Annotated in this window: 8 protein-coding genes; 3 read left to right on the top strand and 5 right to left on the bottom strand. The window is 51.8% G+C overall.

Annotated elements, in window-relative coordinates; all coding sequences use genetic code 11:
- Positions 1–93: 93 nt before the first annotated feature.
- From Pan241w_RS01400 to Pan241w_RS01390, 3 genes are all read right to left on the bottom strand, one after another.
- A complete protein-coding gene (locus Pan241w_RS01400; protein ID WP_145209851.1) occupies positions 94–1431 on the bottom strand; it encodes a DUF1501 domain-containing protein in 1338 nt (445 codons plus the stop codon).
- A 68-nt stretch (positions 1432–1499) separates the two neighbouring features.
- Positions 1500–4943, bottom strand: a complete 3444-nt coding sequence (locus tag Pan241w_RS01395; RefSeq protein ID WP_145209848.1) for a DUF1553 domain-containing protein — start codon at positions 4941–4943, stop codon at positions 1500–1502.
- Positions 4944–5266: 323 nt separating this feature from the next.
- On the bottom strand, positions 5267–8707 hold the full coding sequence (locus Pan241w_RS01390; protein ID WP_145209844.1) for a DUF1553 domain-containing protein: 3441 nt from the start codon (positions 8705–8707) through the stop codon (positions 5267–5269).
- A gap of 313 nt (positions 8708–9020) precedes the next feature.
- Here Pan241w_RS01390 and Pan241w_RS01385 point away from each other — a divergent pair, with 313 nt between their 5' ends.
- Together Pan241w_RS01385 and Pan241w_RS01380 are read left to right on the top strand one after the other, a co-directional pair.
- On the top strand, positions 9021–9554 hold the full coding sequence (locus Pan241w_RS01385) for a sigma-70 family RNA polymerase sigma factor (protein ID WP_198000256.1): 534 nt from the start codon (positions 9021–9023) through the stop codon (positions 9552–9554).
- Complete coding sequence (locus tag Pan241w_RS01380) at positions 9551–10981, top strand: hypothetical protein (protein WP_145209839.1); 1431 nt, start codon at positions 9551–9553, stop codon at positions 10979–10981. The genes Pan241w_RS01385 and Pan241w_RS01380 overlap by 4 nt, the downstream gene beginning before the upstream one ends.
- 152 nt (positions 10982–11133) lie before the next feature.
- On the opposite strand, the gene Pan241w_RS01375 is transcribed toward Pan241w_RS01380, so the two are convergent.
- Positions 11134–12795 carry an NCS2 family permease gene (locus Pan241w_RS01375; RefSeq protein WP_145209836.1) on the bottom strand — a complete coding sequence of 554 codons (1662 nt, stop codon included), beginning with the start codon at positions 12793–12795 and terminating at the stop codon, positions 11134–11136.
- Position 12796: 1 nt separating this feature from the next.
- Positions 12797–13783: an adenosine kinase gene (locus Pan241w_RS01370; RefSeq protein ID WP_145209833.1), complete on the bottom strand. Its 987-nt coding sequence runs from the start codon at positions 13781–13783 to the stop codon at positions 12797–12799.
- A gap of 329 nt (positions 13784–14112) precedes the next feature.
- On the opposite strand from Pan241w_RS01370, the gene thiC reads away from it, so the two are divergent.
- Positions 14113–15930 carry a phosphomethylpyrimidine synthase ThiC gene (thiC, locus tag Pan241w_RS01365; RefSeq protein WP_198000255.1) on the top strand — a complete coding sequence of 606 codons (1818 nt, stop codon included), beginning with the start codon at positions 14113–14115 and terminating at the stop codon, positions 15928–15930.
- Positions 15931–16020: the final 90 nt, after the last annotated feature.

Here is a 16020-nt window from a genome sequence, read left to right as displayed (position 1 = left end):
CTTATCGTAACTCAATTCTGTATCGCAGGCACAAAAAAAGGCGAGTTACCATCCAGTTGACAGCAACCCGCCTTTGAATATTTTGTAACTGAATTAACCGAACAGTTCGCGAACAGGATCTCCCATATCGGTGATTGGCACGGGGCGATCGCCGGAGAAGAGTTCTTCGGTCGGATCGATTCCCAGTGCAGCGTAAATGGTTGCATGCAGATCGGGTACGGAAACGGGCCGGGAAACGATCTTGGCTCCCAGTTCATCGGTTTCGCCGATGGTTTTTCCGTTCTGCAAACCGCCGCCTGCCAGCACGACGCTGAAGGCTTTGGATTGATGACCGCGGCCTCCGCCGGAATCGAATGAGGCGGGGCGACCGAACTCGGAAGCCACGACAATCAATGTTTTGTCGAGCAGTTTTTGTTGCTCCAGGTCGAGCACCAGTGCAGACAAGGCACTGTCCAGCTCTTTAATCAACAGATGCTGATTCAGCTGGCCGTCGTTATGGGTATCCCAGCCGGTTCCATTCACGAAGTTCAGGTTGTGTGAGACTTCGATGAATCGCACGCCGGACTGGATCAACCGTCGTGAGAGCAGACAACGTTGGCCGAACTCACCGCCATAGGCGTTTCGCAGGTCACTTTTTTCATTGCCCAGCTGGAAGACTTTCATGAATTCGGGACCTGACAGACGCAGCGCTTCGGCCACCGATTGATCGTAATCCTGAATCGTCTGTCCGCCCACACTTTTCTGACGGTACTCGGCCCGCATTTTTGCCAGCAGACGTTCGCGGCGGTCTTGCCGACTTTGATTCACGCGGGATGATCGTGTGAAACCACTGGGACCTGCGTTTGTATCGGTCAGATAGACATAGCCGGCTTTGCTGCCCAGAAATCCGGGGCCACGGGTCACGTTAGGATAACCGATGAGCACATAGGCGGGAGCGTGCTCGCTGGCCGCGCCTCGTTTATGAGCAACAACCGAACCAACAGAAGGATACGTAATCGTGCCAGTCGTAGGCCGACCGGTGTGCATGCGGTTTGTCGCGGCCGCGTGTTCGTCGATCACTTCGTGATGCACGCTACGGACAATGTTGAATCGATCCAGAATCGGTGCGCATTTGGAAAGATGCTCACAAACATCGGTACCTTTGATCGCAGTTGGAATCGGATCGTAATAAGAACCAGCCTTCTTTGCTTTCGCATCTCCTTTTCGTTTCGGATCCCAGGTATCGATATGGCAGGAACCGCCACCCAGCCAGATCATGATACAATGTTCTGCTTTACCGACGGGGATCGGCTGTTTTTTAGCCCCGTGTTTTGTTCCATGCTTTTCAGCCGCCAGCAGTTGCTGCCAGGGAGTTCCCAAGGCGGAAGCTGCCAGGCCGGTCACAGAAGCCTGTCGTAAAAAATCGCGACGTGTTGAATGAAATTCGTTCATGATGCGCTCTTATTTATTTTGAAAAGGTGTACTAAATCAGTTTATTTTCATGACAATCATTTTAAGCATTATGGAACAAAGACAAATTCCGGCGAATTCAATAGAGTCCAGAGCATATCTTCATAGCGATTCCGCCAATCGTCTTGTAGACGCTGTGTTGGTGGATCACCTTGTTTGACGGCTTCCTGCAGTTCGACTTTGATCTCGTTGGCACGAGGGCTCAAATGGTTTGACCAACCCACCAGATTCCGTGGCAGTGGTTCGCGACTCACAATCTGAGCATTCGTATTCACACGCTCGGCATAACCCGGTTTCAAGAGTTCGACGAACATTTTCATCTCACTGTCGGTCGGTTCGCGGGTGAGTGTTTTCATTACCGTCTGCTTGACTAATTCATCAACAGACTGATCCTTTAATGCCAGGTTTGTGAAATCACTATCGTCAGAAAGTCGTGTGAAACGTTTGCCGATCACGCCATTGGCGAGAATCGCCGGCTGCAGCGCCGTCGATGTGTACTCGCGAACGGTTACCGGATTCTGTCGTGTATCCCGCCAGCCGAATGTTTTCAGCAAGGTAATAAATGGCTGTCCAAACGGCAGTGCCAGACTGGGACGATCGCGTTCATTGGAAGGCGAAGTAAACTGCCAGGCACGACGCGGCGTTCCCAGATCAAGTGAACTGTGATAATCCCGCGAGCCATCGATGTCGATACACATCCGGCCGGCGTCCAGTGGTTTTCCGCAAATCGCAAACAGTGAATCCACAATCTGCTCTGCTTCCATGCGGCGTAGAACCGGGGAGGCAAAATTGTAGGTGGAATCAATGAGTGATTCAATTTTTGCAATGTCGGTTGCCGCCTGTCGCTGATACAGATCAGATTCAAAAATCAGTCGCGATATGTACTTTAAATCATACCCATGAATCACAAACTGTTGTGAGAGGTATTTGAGCAATTCCGGATGTGATGGTTCCTGACCATCCCAGTCATCAACGGGTTCGACCAGTCCCTGACCGAGATAGCGTTTCCAGATCCGGTTGACAATGACATTCGCAAATCGCTCATTCTGCGGAGAAGTAATAATCGCCGCCAGTTGTTCGCGAGTGTCCTTGGATGACCGCAAATAGTTCTCCGGAAACTTGCCGGGCTTAACCAGTTTTTCAAAGGTCCATTTGGGTGAGACGTTTTCGCCTGGTAATAAGGTGACCGAGACCAGCATCGAATTGGATTTCGGATCAAACCCGGGAATCGAACTGGTTTTGGGAACTCCTTGCGAAGATCGTTTGAGCATCGCCGCCAGGCTGAACAAATCACGTTGTTTGAAATCGTGAAACGGTGCATCGTGGCAGCGGGCACATTTCATATTCAAGCCCAGGAACGTCTGGCCTACGATGTGTGCTTTGGCTGCCATCGGTGCGTCGTTCTGCGATGCCATTTCAAATCCGGCAGGACCACCAAAGTATTTACTGCCTTCCATCATAACCAGTTCGGTCAGGAAACGATCGAAAGGTTTATTATCGTAAAACGATTCGTGAATCCACCAGCGGAATGGTCCGGTATTGTTCAAGGTTGGATTCACAATATTGGGATTCTCAGCCAGCACGTCCTGCCAGTAGCCCACCCAGTTGTCAGCCCAGGCGGGATCATTGATCAAACGCTCAATCGCAAAAGCACGGCGGGCTTCCGGTTTTTGAGCCAGATACTCCTGAACCAGTTCAGGCGAAGGTACGGTGCCTGTGGTATCAATTGAGAGACGTCGCAAGAAGGCGAGATCATCCAGTAAAGGTGATTGCGCGGCTTTCTCTTTTGCCAGACGTCGATTGATGAAATGATCGATGGCATTATTGGCACGCAGACCTTTCGAAGCAGAGGGCGCTTTCACCTGCGGCTGCTTGAGCGTTTCTGCTTTGGCAAGCTTGTGACGCCAGTCCCAGTACTTGTCTTCTTTGGCAGCCGCTTTTCTGCGATGCTCTGCGTTGACAGCGATCATGTCGTAGCGGTACTGGCGTTCGAAGGGGAGCCAGTCTTTGTCTGTGAGCATGACGACCTCATCGGTTGTCGTCAGTAACTGGAAATCTTTTTCAGGGTCACCGATGAAGACCGCAGTTTCGCCGAAATCAGGCCGATGGCTGGAACCGCCGACAATCATTTCAAAGCGGACGCGATGCGGTTTGCCATCGCCGGCGTATTCAACGACTTTTTCGGTATCGCCTCGATGCAGAGGGCGAATATTCGGCGCCAGGCTGCGATCGACTTCAAAGACTTTACCGTGAGCACTGCCGGAAATTTTATGGAAGCCCGTTTCGGCGATCAGTGTGTCGTCTATATACAGCCGCGATGCATTGCGGGCGCGAATCAAAATCCGTTTTTTCCCTTTGGGAATGTTCATGTTTGACATGGCACGAACCAGAAACGGATCAGGGCGATCCACTTTCACGCCTCGCTCAGAATAGCGATTGGGAATTTCAATCAAAGCGAAATGTGGTTGTGTGAATGTTTCCGCATAACGAGGGGGACGGAAGCTCCAGGACTTCCGATTGGGAATGCCTTCGTAGATATCAACCTGAACCCGATCAGAGGGAACGGCGGTCCAATCGATGCGGGGCTTGGGGGCAACGTATTTAAAATGAGCGGCAATCTGTTTTGCCGAGAGCACCTTACGATACAGGGCGAGTTCATCCATCAGACCATCGAAGGAGCTGTTCGCCGAGCCTCCCATGGAAGAACCGATCCAGACCTCATCATTATCGACGACGGGAGCGATCGTTGTATCGCCGCCCATATCCCATTTCCCGGAGATTGCTTGACCATCGACATACGCTTTGAGACTTTTCTTTTTTCCAAACGTGTAAGTCACAGCGACGTGATGCCAATTGCGGGCACTGATGCCAGCCCCTTTGGAGGTCCAGCGGTGGAAATTTGGTTTGACGTCTTTCTTGTCCGGATTGCCTCGAAACAGAAAGCTGATTTCAGAACCGGTCACTCGCAAGCCGTAGTTCTGATTATCGCGGGCAAATCCTTTGCGGCCCGTGCGGCCTTTGCCGATAATATAATAATGTCGTCCGGACTGAGTTGAGTTGAGGTTCACCCAGGCTTCGAGCGTGATCTCATCCCCGGCGGTGAAATCGAGGAAACTTTTCTCGCCTGGATCGACAACGCGGAGATAGCCTGCACCCGGTTTGAAGTGAGCCGCCTGATTTTTTGAACTGAAGAGCGGGAACTCAGAAGGACGCGGACCAGCGGCTGCTTCAGCGAGCTTGCCACTTTCCAGTGCCATCACGGGCCCCGCTTTCTTCGGAGCGGCTTGAACGCCCACGTAACCCTCTTTGGATCGTTGTTCGAAGCTCCAATAAGCGACTGGTTTTTCGGAAAGGATCAGCTCGCTGTAAGTCGCGGGTGCTTTTTTCGCTGGTTTTGGTTTTTCGGCGGCGACTGACAGGCTCGAGAATAGAGGCAGGGCGAGCGAAACAATCAGGAGGGAGCAGGAACTCTTAACGAATGCCAAATAGTTCATAGCAGGCAATTCCAGATAAATTCAGGTTCTCGGAAGAGATATCACAGCAGGCGAGTTTTGTGAGAACCGGACATTTCCGACCCACAAACAATACTGTACACAAGGATGCCACATTTATATAAATCGTGATCTATAAGAATATACCGAAGCCCCCGCTGATCTCACTCCAAATTATCACCTGATTGGGGAATTTGTAAAATTATTGTGAGGGAACCCCTCTTTTTGTGAGATTCTGCTTTATCTGGACACATTTATGTATGGCAAAATAGCCTCGACTAGATTCCTAATGTCCCAATTTACGATTTATTCGGATCAGATTTTGACTAAGGGACGAAAATAAATTCTGGTGAGTTCAACAAGGTCCAGAGCATGTCTTCATAGCGAGTCCGCCATTCCTCTTTCAGGCGTCTGGTCGGTGGGTCCCCTTTTTTGACAGCGACTTCAAGTTCGACTTTGACTTCGTTGGCCCGGGGGCTCACATGGTTTGACCAGCCCACCAGGTTTCGCGGCAACCGCTCACGGCTGACGATTTCGGCCTGCGGATTCACCCGCTCCGCGTAACCAGGATTCAACAGCTCTGAAAACATTTTGCGTTCCTCGGCCGTCGGATCACGTGTCAGTGTTTTCATCACGGTTTCTTGAATCAACGCTTCGAGCGGCTGATTCTGTAACGCGAGTTCTGTGAAAGCGCTGTCATCGGAAAGCCGGGTGAAACGCTGCCCTAACAGGCCATTGGCGAGAATGGCTGGCTGTAATGCAGTCGCTGTGTACTCGCGCGTCGTAATCGGATTCTGACGTGTATCCCGCCAGCCAAAGGTTTTCATCAACGTAATAAAGGGCTGCCCAAACGGCAGCGCCAGACTGGGGCGATCCCGCTCATTGGATGGAGATGTAAACTGCCACGCACGTCGCGGCGTTCCCAAGTCGAGCGAATTGCGATAACTGCGAGCGCCATCAATGTCGATACACATCCGGCCGGCATCCAGTGGCTTTCCGCAGATCACAAACAGGGAATCCACAATCTGCTCAGCTTCCATGCGGCGTAAAACCGGAGATGCAAAATTGTAGGTAGAATCAACCAGTGATTCAATTTTTGCAATGTCAATGGTCGCCTGCCGCTGATACAGGTCTGACTCAAAAATCAGACGTGCCAGATACTTTAAGTCATAGCCGTGTAGTACGAACTGCTGCGAGAGATATTTGAGCAGCTCGGGATGTGAAGGTTCTTGACCATCCCAGTCATCGACCGGTTCGACCAGACCATGCCCCAGGTACCGCTTCCAGACCCGGTTCACAATGACATTCGCAAAACGTTCATTCTGAGGAGCCGTTATAATCGCCGCCAGTTCTTCGCGCGTATCCTTGGAAGAACGGATATAATTTTCCGGAAATTTGCCGGGCTTGACCAGTTCTTCAAACGTCCATTGGGGCGTGACTTTTTCTCCCGGCAGCAGTGTGACCGAGACCAGCATTGAGTTTGATTTCGGATCGAAGCCGGGAATGGAACTGGTTTTAGGAACGCCTTGCGACGACCGCTTGAGCATCGCCGCCAGGCTGAAGAGGTCGCGTTGTTTGAAATCATGGAATGGCGCGTCATGACAGCGGGCACACTTCATGTTCAGACCGAGGAAGGCCTGACCGACAATGTGGGCTTTCGCCGCCATCGGCGCATCATTCTGCGATGCCATTTCGAAGCCGGCCGGCCCGCCGAAGTATTTGCTGCCTTCCATCATCACCAGTTCGGTGAGGAAACGATCGAAGGGTTTGTTGTCGTAAAACGACTCGTGAATCCACCAGCGAAAGGGACCGGTATTATTCAAAGTCGGATTCAAGATATTGGGGTTCTCTGCCAGCACATCCTGCCAGTAACCAACCCAGTTATCGGCCCAGGTGGGATCATTGATCAAACGATCGATCGCAAAAGATCGACGTGATTTCGGACTCTGGGCCAAATATTCCTTGACGAACGCAGGCGTCGGAACGGTGCCCGTGGCATCGAGTGAGAGCCGGCGCAGAAACGCCAGATCATTCAAATGTGTAGACTGTTTCGCCTTTTCTTTGACTAAACGGCGATTGATGAATTGGTCGATGGCGTTATTGGCCCGTAGCCCCCCGGATGCTGTCGGCACCTTGATCTGAGGCTGTTTCAGAATTTCCTCTTTCGCCAGTTTATGCCGCCAGTCCCAGTACTGATCCTCTTTCGCTGAGGCTTCTCGCCGACGTTTCGCATTGACAGCGATTTGATCGTAGCGGTACTGACGCGCGAAAGACAACCAGTCCTGATCGGTCAGCATCACCACCTGATCGGAGGGCGTCAGTAGTTGAAAATCTTTGCCGAGATCGCCGATAAAGACCGCGGTTTCTCCGAAATCAGGCCGATGCTTAGAGCCGCCCACAATCATTTCAAACTGTACACGATGCGGCTTGCCGTCGCCTGTATATTCAAAGACGGCTTCGGTATCGCCCCGATGCAGCGGACGAATATTCGGGGCCAGACTCAGATCGACATCGTAGACATTATCGTGTCCACTGTTGGTAATATTGTGGAAATTGGTTTCCGCAACCAGCTTATCGTCAATATACAGCCGCGACGCATTCCGAGCACGAACCAGAATCCGTTTTTTGCCTTTAGGGAGCGTCATCCGTGACATTGCCCGGACCAGGAATGGATCGGGCCGATCAATTTTCACGCCCCGTGCCGAGTAGCGGTTGGGGATTTCAATCAAAGCGAAGTGGGGTTGCATGAACGTTTCCGCGTAACGGGGCGGGCGGAAGCTCCAGGATTTCTTATCGGGAATCCCTTCATAGACTTCCACTTGTACCCTGTCACTGGGAATCGCCGTCCAGTCGATCTTTGGTTTGGGAGCGACAAATTTAAAATGAGCCGCGATCTGTTTTGCCGAGAGTGCTTTTCGATAGACGGCGACTTCGTCCAGCAAACCATCCAGCGAACTATTGGCTGATCCGCCCATGGAAGAGCCGATCCAGACTTCATCGTTATCAACAACAGGCGTCCGCGTTGTATCGCCGCCCACATCCCATTTCCCGGAAACCGACTTGCCATCAATGTAGGCTTTGAGGCTGTTCTTTTTCGCAAATGTGTAAGTCAGCGCCAGATGGTGCCAGTTGCGGGCACTGATGCCGGCCCCCTTTGAAGTCCAGCGGTGGTAGGTCGGCTTCTCGTCTTTTTTCTCAGGCTCGGTGCAGAACAGAAAACTGATTTCTGAACCGGTCACCCGTAGACCGTAGTTCTGATTGTCTCGGACCTCTCCTTTGCGATGCGTACGGCCTTTTCCGAGAATGTAGGAAAATCGCCCCGCTTTTGTCGAATTCAGATTCACCCAGGCTTCGATTGTGATGGCATCGCCGGCGGTGAAATCCAATGGGCTTTTTTCCCCCGGATCGACTACTCGCAGAAACCCGGCTCCTGCCTTGAATCCGGCGGCCTGATTTTGGGCGTCGAACAGAGGAAACTCGGAAGGCCGGGGGCCAGCTGCCGGACTGGCCAGCTTGCCGCTCACGAGCGCTTTGACAGGTTCGTTTTTTGCTTTCTCCGCGACAATGCTGCTGTAACCTTCAGGAGCCCGTGTCTCAAAATTCCAGTAGAGTGTCGGCTGGTCTGAAAGAATCAGCTCGCGATAACTGGTCGGGGCGGCTTGGCTACTTTTTTCTTTTTGCGCATAGGACGGGCTCGCAGCCAGAGGCAGAGCGAACAAAAGACCCAGCAGGCAAAGGAAGCGCTTAACGAATGCCAATTGGTTCATAACGGTCGGTTCCAGACAATCAAGTTCTCAAGGAGAGACGTCATAGCAGGCGAGTTTTGTCAGAGACAGGTCATTCTTAACTCGACAAACACACTATTCATCAGCAGACCACAGTGTCGTAAACCGTGATCTAGTCTAATATACCGGTCACCAGGTTGATCTCACGCAAAATTAGATCGGGTTTGTTCAATTTATAATTTTTTTGGGAGAAACCCCCTCTTTTTGTGAGATCCCGTGTTTTCTGGTATATAAAGGCAGAGAATTTTAACACTACCCGTCTCCGGTAGTACGGATATTGAGGATCACCGTCGACTTGAAACCTGAAGAGACAGAAAGCTTTGTTCAACTTTTAACCGCTCACCAGAGCGTGCTCTATGCTTACATCCGCTCATTACTGCCAGACTCAGAAGCGGTACAGGATGTGCTGCAAGAAACAAATCTGGTGCTCTGGCGTCGTTCTGAAGAGTTCGAAGCGGGCACGAATTTTGTCGCCTGGGCATGTAAGGTGGCTTACTTTCAAGTGTTAGCTTTCTATCGTGATCATAAACGAGATTCGATGGTCTTTAATGTAGAACTGGTTTCGATGCTGGCGAAACAAAATGAGGAGAAGCTGGCGGGTTCGCACGACCTGCAGCGGGTACTTTCCCGTTGTCTTGCCAAACTTCCAGAACAAAGCCGCCGCCTGATTCAGCAGCGCTATGCTGTGGGCGGATCGGTACAGGCGATTGCGGCGGAACAAGGTCGTTCCGTAGGCGCTGTTTCGCAAACGTTGTATCGCATACGGCAACTTTTACAAGAGTGCGTTCAAAAATCACTTGCCCGTGAGCAGGGAGAAAATTTGTCATGAATCAGAATCATCAACCTTCCGAGGACCAGAATGATCCCCAGGAAATTATCTCTGCCTTTCTTGATGGTTTACTAACCGAAGAAGAAAGTCAGGCTTTTCTGAAACGCCTGGAATCAGATGAAGCGGCACGGGATCTCTATCTGGAAATGATCAATACCGAATCCCTGCTGCAATGGGAACAGGGGCAAACCGCACCCTTGCCGGACCTGCTCTGCCTGACACCTGAAACAGCCGTGTCACAACCGGGCGTTGACCCTGGAGTAGTCTCGGCGCGAAAGCAACTGGCGTTCATGCGGTATGCACTGGCGGCAACGGTTGCCGTCTGTCTGTTTCTGACCGTGCTCCTGCTTATGGAAAGCCATCCCAGCCAGGCCATTGCGCGACTGGATTCGAGTGACGGCGTTCCCGCCGCCATGATCATTGAGGAACATCGCCCAGTCTGGGAACAGACCGAATGGACGCAGGATGTCAGCAAACCTCTGGTTCCGGGTTGGTTAAAATTAAAGTCCGGACGCGCGCTGATCGACTTTTTGAGCGGAACCACGATCGCGTTGGTGGGGCCTGCCGAGTTGGGAGTGAACTCGGATGATCGTGCGTATTTAAGAGCGGGTCGTCTCGCTGTTGTGGGAACGTCCCGTGTTCACGATTTCACGTTGACGACCGCCAATCTGACGATTCTGTCTCAGTCGGCTAACTTTGGTCTCTCAGTCACCCCCGATGAACAGACGGAACTGCATGTATTTGAAGGGAGTGTTGCTGTTTCTCAATCACAGCCCCAACCCGATGCAGAAATCACGCAAGACCAGACACCGGAAACCGCGGATTCGATTATTGTAGAAGCCGGGCAGTCGATTGTCTTTGATAACAGCGGGCAGGAAGTCGTCCGTCAACTGGCAGACCAGAGTGCCTTCCCCACCCGTGATCTGTTTTCTGTCGCAGATCCTCCCGGAGATATCCCGGCGATCGACTTTGCGGCACACAAAATTGAGCCTTACAGTTTTCAGGACGGGCAATATGAGTTACCGACGGATTATCAACTCATTGAACAGGGCAAAGGAATTCGTCTGTGGGGGAACGCCTGGAAGACGCTGGATGTGAACGCAGAGATTACCCCCAATACAGTGATCGAATTTGATTTCCGCTCTTCGCATCAAGGCCAGATTCACGGCTTTGGTTTTGACACCGACAAAAAGTACGATAAAGGGAACCATGTGTTCCAAATTTACGGCTATGAAGCCTGGTCTCACATCGGACAGCAGTTCAATACATATTCGGGAACTGGCTGGAAACGATTTCGAATTCGTGTGGGACGTTACCTGACCGGGAAATACCGTTACCTGCATTTTATTGCCGACGAAGATGTGATTGCCCGTGCGGAAAGTCAGTTTCGCAATGTGCGGATTTATGAGGCACCGACGCAACCATAGTTTTCTGATTGTGTAGGTCGAATTATTTTATCTGGTTCAAAAAATAACAACGACCTCAGTTTCCCTCAGTGGTACGATTCCACTGTTGGTTTCCTGCTCGCTGCGCTCGGCCCGGATTATATCCGGGCCCACCCCCTGTTCTCTTGCCAATTTTAATGACTAGTACTCAGTTCGGGTTCGGGCTCATCGGTTTCGGGGGGAGGTGGATCGTCTTTGAATCCGCCGAGGATCAGAAAGGTGGCGGCGAACAGCAAATAGCCAACGCCGATACCGGTTGCACGGAAGGTGAAACCATCGACATTATCGGCCATGAACGCCAGTCGGAAATGGATGTCATTGCCGATGATTTCATAAGCACTTGTCAGTCCGACAAAGGCGAAGAGTGCTGCAATGACGGACCAGACTGCGGCCGAACGATATTTGCCATCAATCAAACACGCACAAATGGCGGCAAGGATCATGCAGGTAAAAATAAAACCGCGTTCCATCACAACCAGGCCGTGCATCAGAAAACCATTGACCTCGGTAAACAGATTTGTGGAGAGAATCTCCTGCAGTGATTTCCCCTCGCCAACGAGTAAAGTCCCCTGCATGACGGTTGTCCCCCAGGCGGCAATCGCCGGGAACAGACCGAGGGCGACAGCAGGCGCATGTCGTTTGGGGGAAGCCTGAAATGCCTGCGCGGTAATCACCATGCCGATCCAGAGCACAATCGCGATACCCGCTTCGAGTGGAATGATCTTGCTGATGACACCTGTTGTTCCGGTGAGGCAGATGAACAGAAAAAAGATCCCATTCAACGTGGAATAACCGGCCCGCGAGCCCATCTCTTTCCAGCCGGGATGACCGATATAAATCGTCGTCGGAAAACAACTGCCGAGTAGCGACGCGACAATGGTTCCGGCGCCGTTGGCAATCATGGCGGGCTTGGCAGGATAACTGTCGCCGGCGGCTTCAGCCGACTCGATGTTCTGCATACTGCCAATCACGTTAAACAGACCCATGGGAAAAATCACCGACATATACCCCAGCCACTCACTGGGCTCTTTCAGCAATTCCCAGAGCGCAGAACCCGCAAAGTGCGGCGGATACCAGCCCCATTGTCCCCAGGCAGTTTTGATGGCTTCCGTACTCATCGCGGAGCCTTCCATCAGGTTTGGAATGACTTCGGGGAGTACCCAGGCGCAGATGGTGCCGACAATGATCGCCAGTAATCCGCCCGGAATGCGAAAGGGAAGTTTGGTACGCGAAAAGAGAGTCAGTAGCACAACGGCTGCGGGTAGCATGGCAATCAGAGGTCTCTGATAAATTTTCAGTGCAAACGTCATCGAGATAAAACCGATGGCGATACCGGCGAGTGTAGACAGCAGAGCCGCCCGCGGCGTCAGTCTGCGAACCCGATCGGCGATGAAGGCACCACAAAATTCGATGATGCCGCTACCAAAACAGGCCAGCAGGCCCATTTGCCAGGCCGCTTCCGGACTATTGGTGCGCTGATAGACGGGGACCATCACAAAAAAAATGTAAACCAGTAGCGAGGGCGTGTTAATCCCATACGGGAGCGCGCAGACATCGCTGCGGTTTTCCCGTTTCGCCAGTTGATGTGCCTGCCAGGCGTAAAAAATATTCCCGAAGAGGATACTGAGCGCGGCTCCGGGAAGAATATATTGCAGCAGTAATTTGGAATCAGCAGAGATCCCACACAGGCCACACAACGCTACAATTAATAGAAGCTGGACGAGGTTATCGATCATCAAAGCGAAAAAACCGTCCAGGTCGCGTCGTACGAAGAGGGGGTAATTGCTGTGCTTCATATTAACTGAGCAGTTCCTTGATATCTTCCTCTGTGAAAGGCTTTTGCAATCGAGCGCCTAATTGTGAAACAATGCGGGCCGCGGCGTGAGAGGCAAGGTGTCCCGCTTGATGCCAGTTCAAGCCGTTGGTAATTCCATACAGGATGCCCGCGGCGTACATGTCACCGGCGCCTGTGGTATCAATGGCGTCTGTCTCAACCCCTTCAATGGGAATGACGCGGCCTTCGTGCATCAGAATAGAACCATCGGGGCCAAGTGTCAGTGCCAGATTGGGAACATGTTTGTGGATGATGTGGGCACAATCGACGGCGTCATGTTTCCCGGTCAAACTGCGGGCTTCTTCCAGATTACAGAAGAGCAGGTCGATGGGGCCTTCAATTAATTGTTGAAATTCGTCTCGGAACATGTTGATCAGAAACGGATCGGAAACGGTGAAGGCAACTTTGACGCCATGTTTTTTGGCGAGTTCAATCGCACGGTAGGCAGCCCGTTTCTGGGTTTCCCCCGTAAACAGGTAACCCTCGACATAGACATACTCGGATTGTTTGATATGTTCCTCGTTTAAATCGTCTATACTCAGTGAGGCAGAGACCCCCAGGTTTGTGAGCATGGTACGCTGGGCGTCTTCGGTAATCAGGACAACACAGGTCCCGGTATGTCCCTCCGGGGCAGGCTCAACATCGATGGTCACGCCCAGTTTTCGCATATCTGCCAGGTCAAATTCGCCGAGCATGTCACTGGCCACTTTGCCGGCGTAGGCTGCGTTTCCACCGAAATCAGCAACACCCAGGACGGTATTAGCAGCAGAACCGCCGGCACATTGTGAAATCGGTGCACCATCTAGTTCGCCGAGTACTTTTTGTTGTGTTTCTTCATCAACCAGGGTCATGATACCCTTGGCAAATCCCAGTTTTTCCAGCGTGGCGTCTGAGACCCGTGCCTGAATATCGACCAAAGCGTTTCCAACGCCATATACATCGTATTGCATGTTTTCCCTTAACCTGATGGATTCTGAATCGTTTCAATTCAATCTTTTCAATCTTTTTACGGGGCAGATCGAACGCCAGATCAATATTTATCACAACGTGCAGATCATAACCAATGAATCATTCAATGGGAAACCACAGAGAGTAACCATCTAATCAGTTTGAAAAAAGCGGTCAGGTCACTACTATAGAGTCAAGAATCCAGTAAGCGTTCCCATCCTGGGGCAGTTCTACCGCAAGTACAATGATTTCTGGTCTGGATTCGACGACAACCAAACAGACGACAAATAGACTCAAACCACCGCATCAACAATTGAAGGATGCTTTAAGCATGACGAACTCCTCATCTGCGTATGACATGATGTACTCACTACCACCCATTGGTGGAAATCCCTCAACACGTCCCCAGCAGACGAATCCGGGGAGTTTTGCCAATCCGCCGCAGATTGCTCCAGGAGTTAAAGGTGCTTTAACGTTTTCTTCCCCTGATACTCCGGGAATGCCAGCTGTTTCCGATAAAACAGCCTGGGACTTCATGCCGGAAGGCTGGGAGCTCAAAGCGGGCTTCGAAGAAAATTATGAAACCGCAGACGCCTGGACGCCGCCAGCCGATTTTCTGCCGGTGACCCAACTGGAATTTGCCCGTTGCGGCACAGTCACACCGGAAATGGAACGGGTCGCCGAACGGGAGCCGCATCTGACAGCCGAACAGATTCGCGATGAAGTCGCCGCCGGTCGCATGATTATTCCGGCGAACAAAGTGCACCTCGGCTACCAGCTCGATCCGATGGCTATTGGCCGGGCCTCAAAAACCAAAGTCAACGCGAACATGGGGGCCTCTCCGGTTTCCTCAGGCACGGACGAAGAAATCGAAAAATTAAAATGGGCCCAGAAGTGGGGTGCTGACACCGTGATGGATCTTTCCACAGGGGGAGACATTGATGGCTGTCGGCAGGCGATCATTCAAAACAGTACGGTTCCCATCGGAACGGTTCCCATTTACTCGATGATCATTGCCCGTCGTCTGGAAGATCTGGATCATGCCAGCATTCTGCAGATGCTGAAACATCAGGCGAAGCAGGGAGTCGACTACTTCACGATTCACGCCGGCGTATTGCAGGAGCATTTGTCATTGGTCGCACAAAGACTGATCGGCATTGTGAGTCGCGGCGGTTCGCTGCTGGCAAAATGGATGCTGCACAACAAACAACAAAACCCGATGTACGAACTGTGGGACGACATCTGTGAGATTATGCGGGAATACGACGTCAGTTTTTCGATCGGCGATGGATTACGTCCCGGCGGACTGGCCGACGGTTCCGACCGTGCCCAACTGGCAGAGTTATGTGTACTGGGTGAATTGACCGAACGTGCCTGGAAAAAAGGGGTACAGGTCATGATCGAAGGACCGGGGCACATTTCCTTCGACCAGATTGAATTCAACATGAAGGTGCAGCGCACGCTGTGTCATGGTGCTCCGTTCTATGTACTCGGGCCACTGGTCACAGATATCTTCCCCGGTTACGACCATATCACCAGCTGCATCGGTGCGACAGCAGCCGGCTACCACGGTGCAAGCATGCTGTGTTATGTAACGCCGAAAGAGCATTTGGGCTTACCCAAAAAAGACGATGTGAAGCAGGGCTGTATTGCCTATAAAATCGCCGCACATGCCGCCGACGTGGCACTTGGTATTCCGGGAACCCGGAATCGCGACGATGAATTAACCGAAGCCCGTGCTGCACTCAACTGGGAAAAGCATTTCGAATTGAGCTTCGACCCTGATACGGCTCGTGCGTTACACGACGAAGACCTGGACGTCGACACGGACTTCTGTGCGATGTGTGGCCATGATTGGTGCAGCGTGCGAATTTCGAAAGAGATTCAGGAATTCATGTCGGGCAAGTCGGAAGACTATGCCTGGGACAAGGCCAAGAAAACACTGCCGTTGACCGAAGAACAGCAGGAAATTCTGGAGAAGCGAGGGGTACTCAGCCCGGATCAGATCCATAAGCTGGCATCGAAAGTCAAACAGGAAATGGCCGGCGATCAGGACAAAGCATCGTGCCACAGCGATTATGTGGCTCCCGAAGAAGCGCAACAGATGCAGACGTCTAAAGAGTTGCCGGTATTGAATCAACGCCCGTAGCGGATCATTTCATCATCTCTACTATCAAAAGCGGCATTTCCAGCAAGCTGATATTTGCCTGCTGAAAATGGAATTTGCACCTGCGCGGAA

Source organism: Gimesia alba, assembly GCF_007744675.1.
Taxonomy (GTDB): domain Bacteria; phylum Planctomycetota; class Planctomycetia; order Planctomycetales; family Planctomycetaceae; genus Gimesia; species Gimesia alba.
Note: the sequence above shows the minus strand (reverse complement) of the source record. Positions and strands in the feature narration are given on the sequence as shown.

Bases quoted from the DNA above. Each gene is read 5' to 3' on its own strand.
- Pan241w_RS01400 (WP_145209851.1), bottom strand. From the start codon at position 1,431: ATGAACGAATTTCATTCAACACGTCGCGATTTTTTACGACAGGCTTCT.
- Pan241w_RS01395 (WP_145209848.1), bottom strand. From the start codon at position 4,943: ATGAACTATTTGGCATTCGTTAAGAGTTCCTGCTCCCTCCTGATTGTT.
- Pan241w_RS01390 (WP_145209844.1), bottom strand. From the start codon at position 8,707: ATGAACCAATTGGCATTCGTTAAGCGCTTCCTTTGCCTGCTGGGTCTT.
- Pan241w_RS01380 (WP_145209839.1), top strand. From the start codon at position 9,551: ATGAATCAGAATCATCAACCTTCCGAGGACCAGAATGATCCCCAGGAA.
- Pan241w_RS01375 (WP_145209836.1), bottom strand. From the start codon at position 12,795: ATGAAGCACAGCAATTACCCCCTCTTCGTACGACGCGACCTGGACGGT.
- Pan241w_RS01370 (WP_145209833.1), bottom strand. From the start codon at position 13,783: ATGCAATACGATGTATATGGCGTTGGAAACGCTTTGGTCGATATTCAG.
- thiC (WP_198000255.1), top strand. From the start codon at position 14,113: ATGACGAACTCCTCATCTGCGTATGACATGATGTACTCACTACCACCC.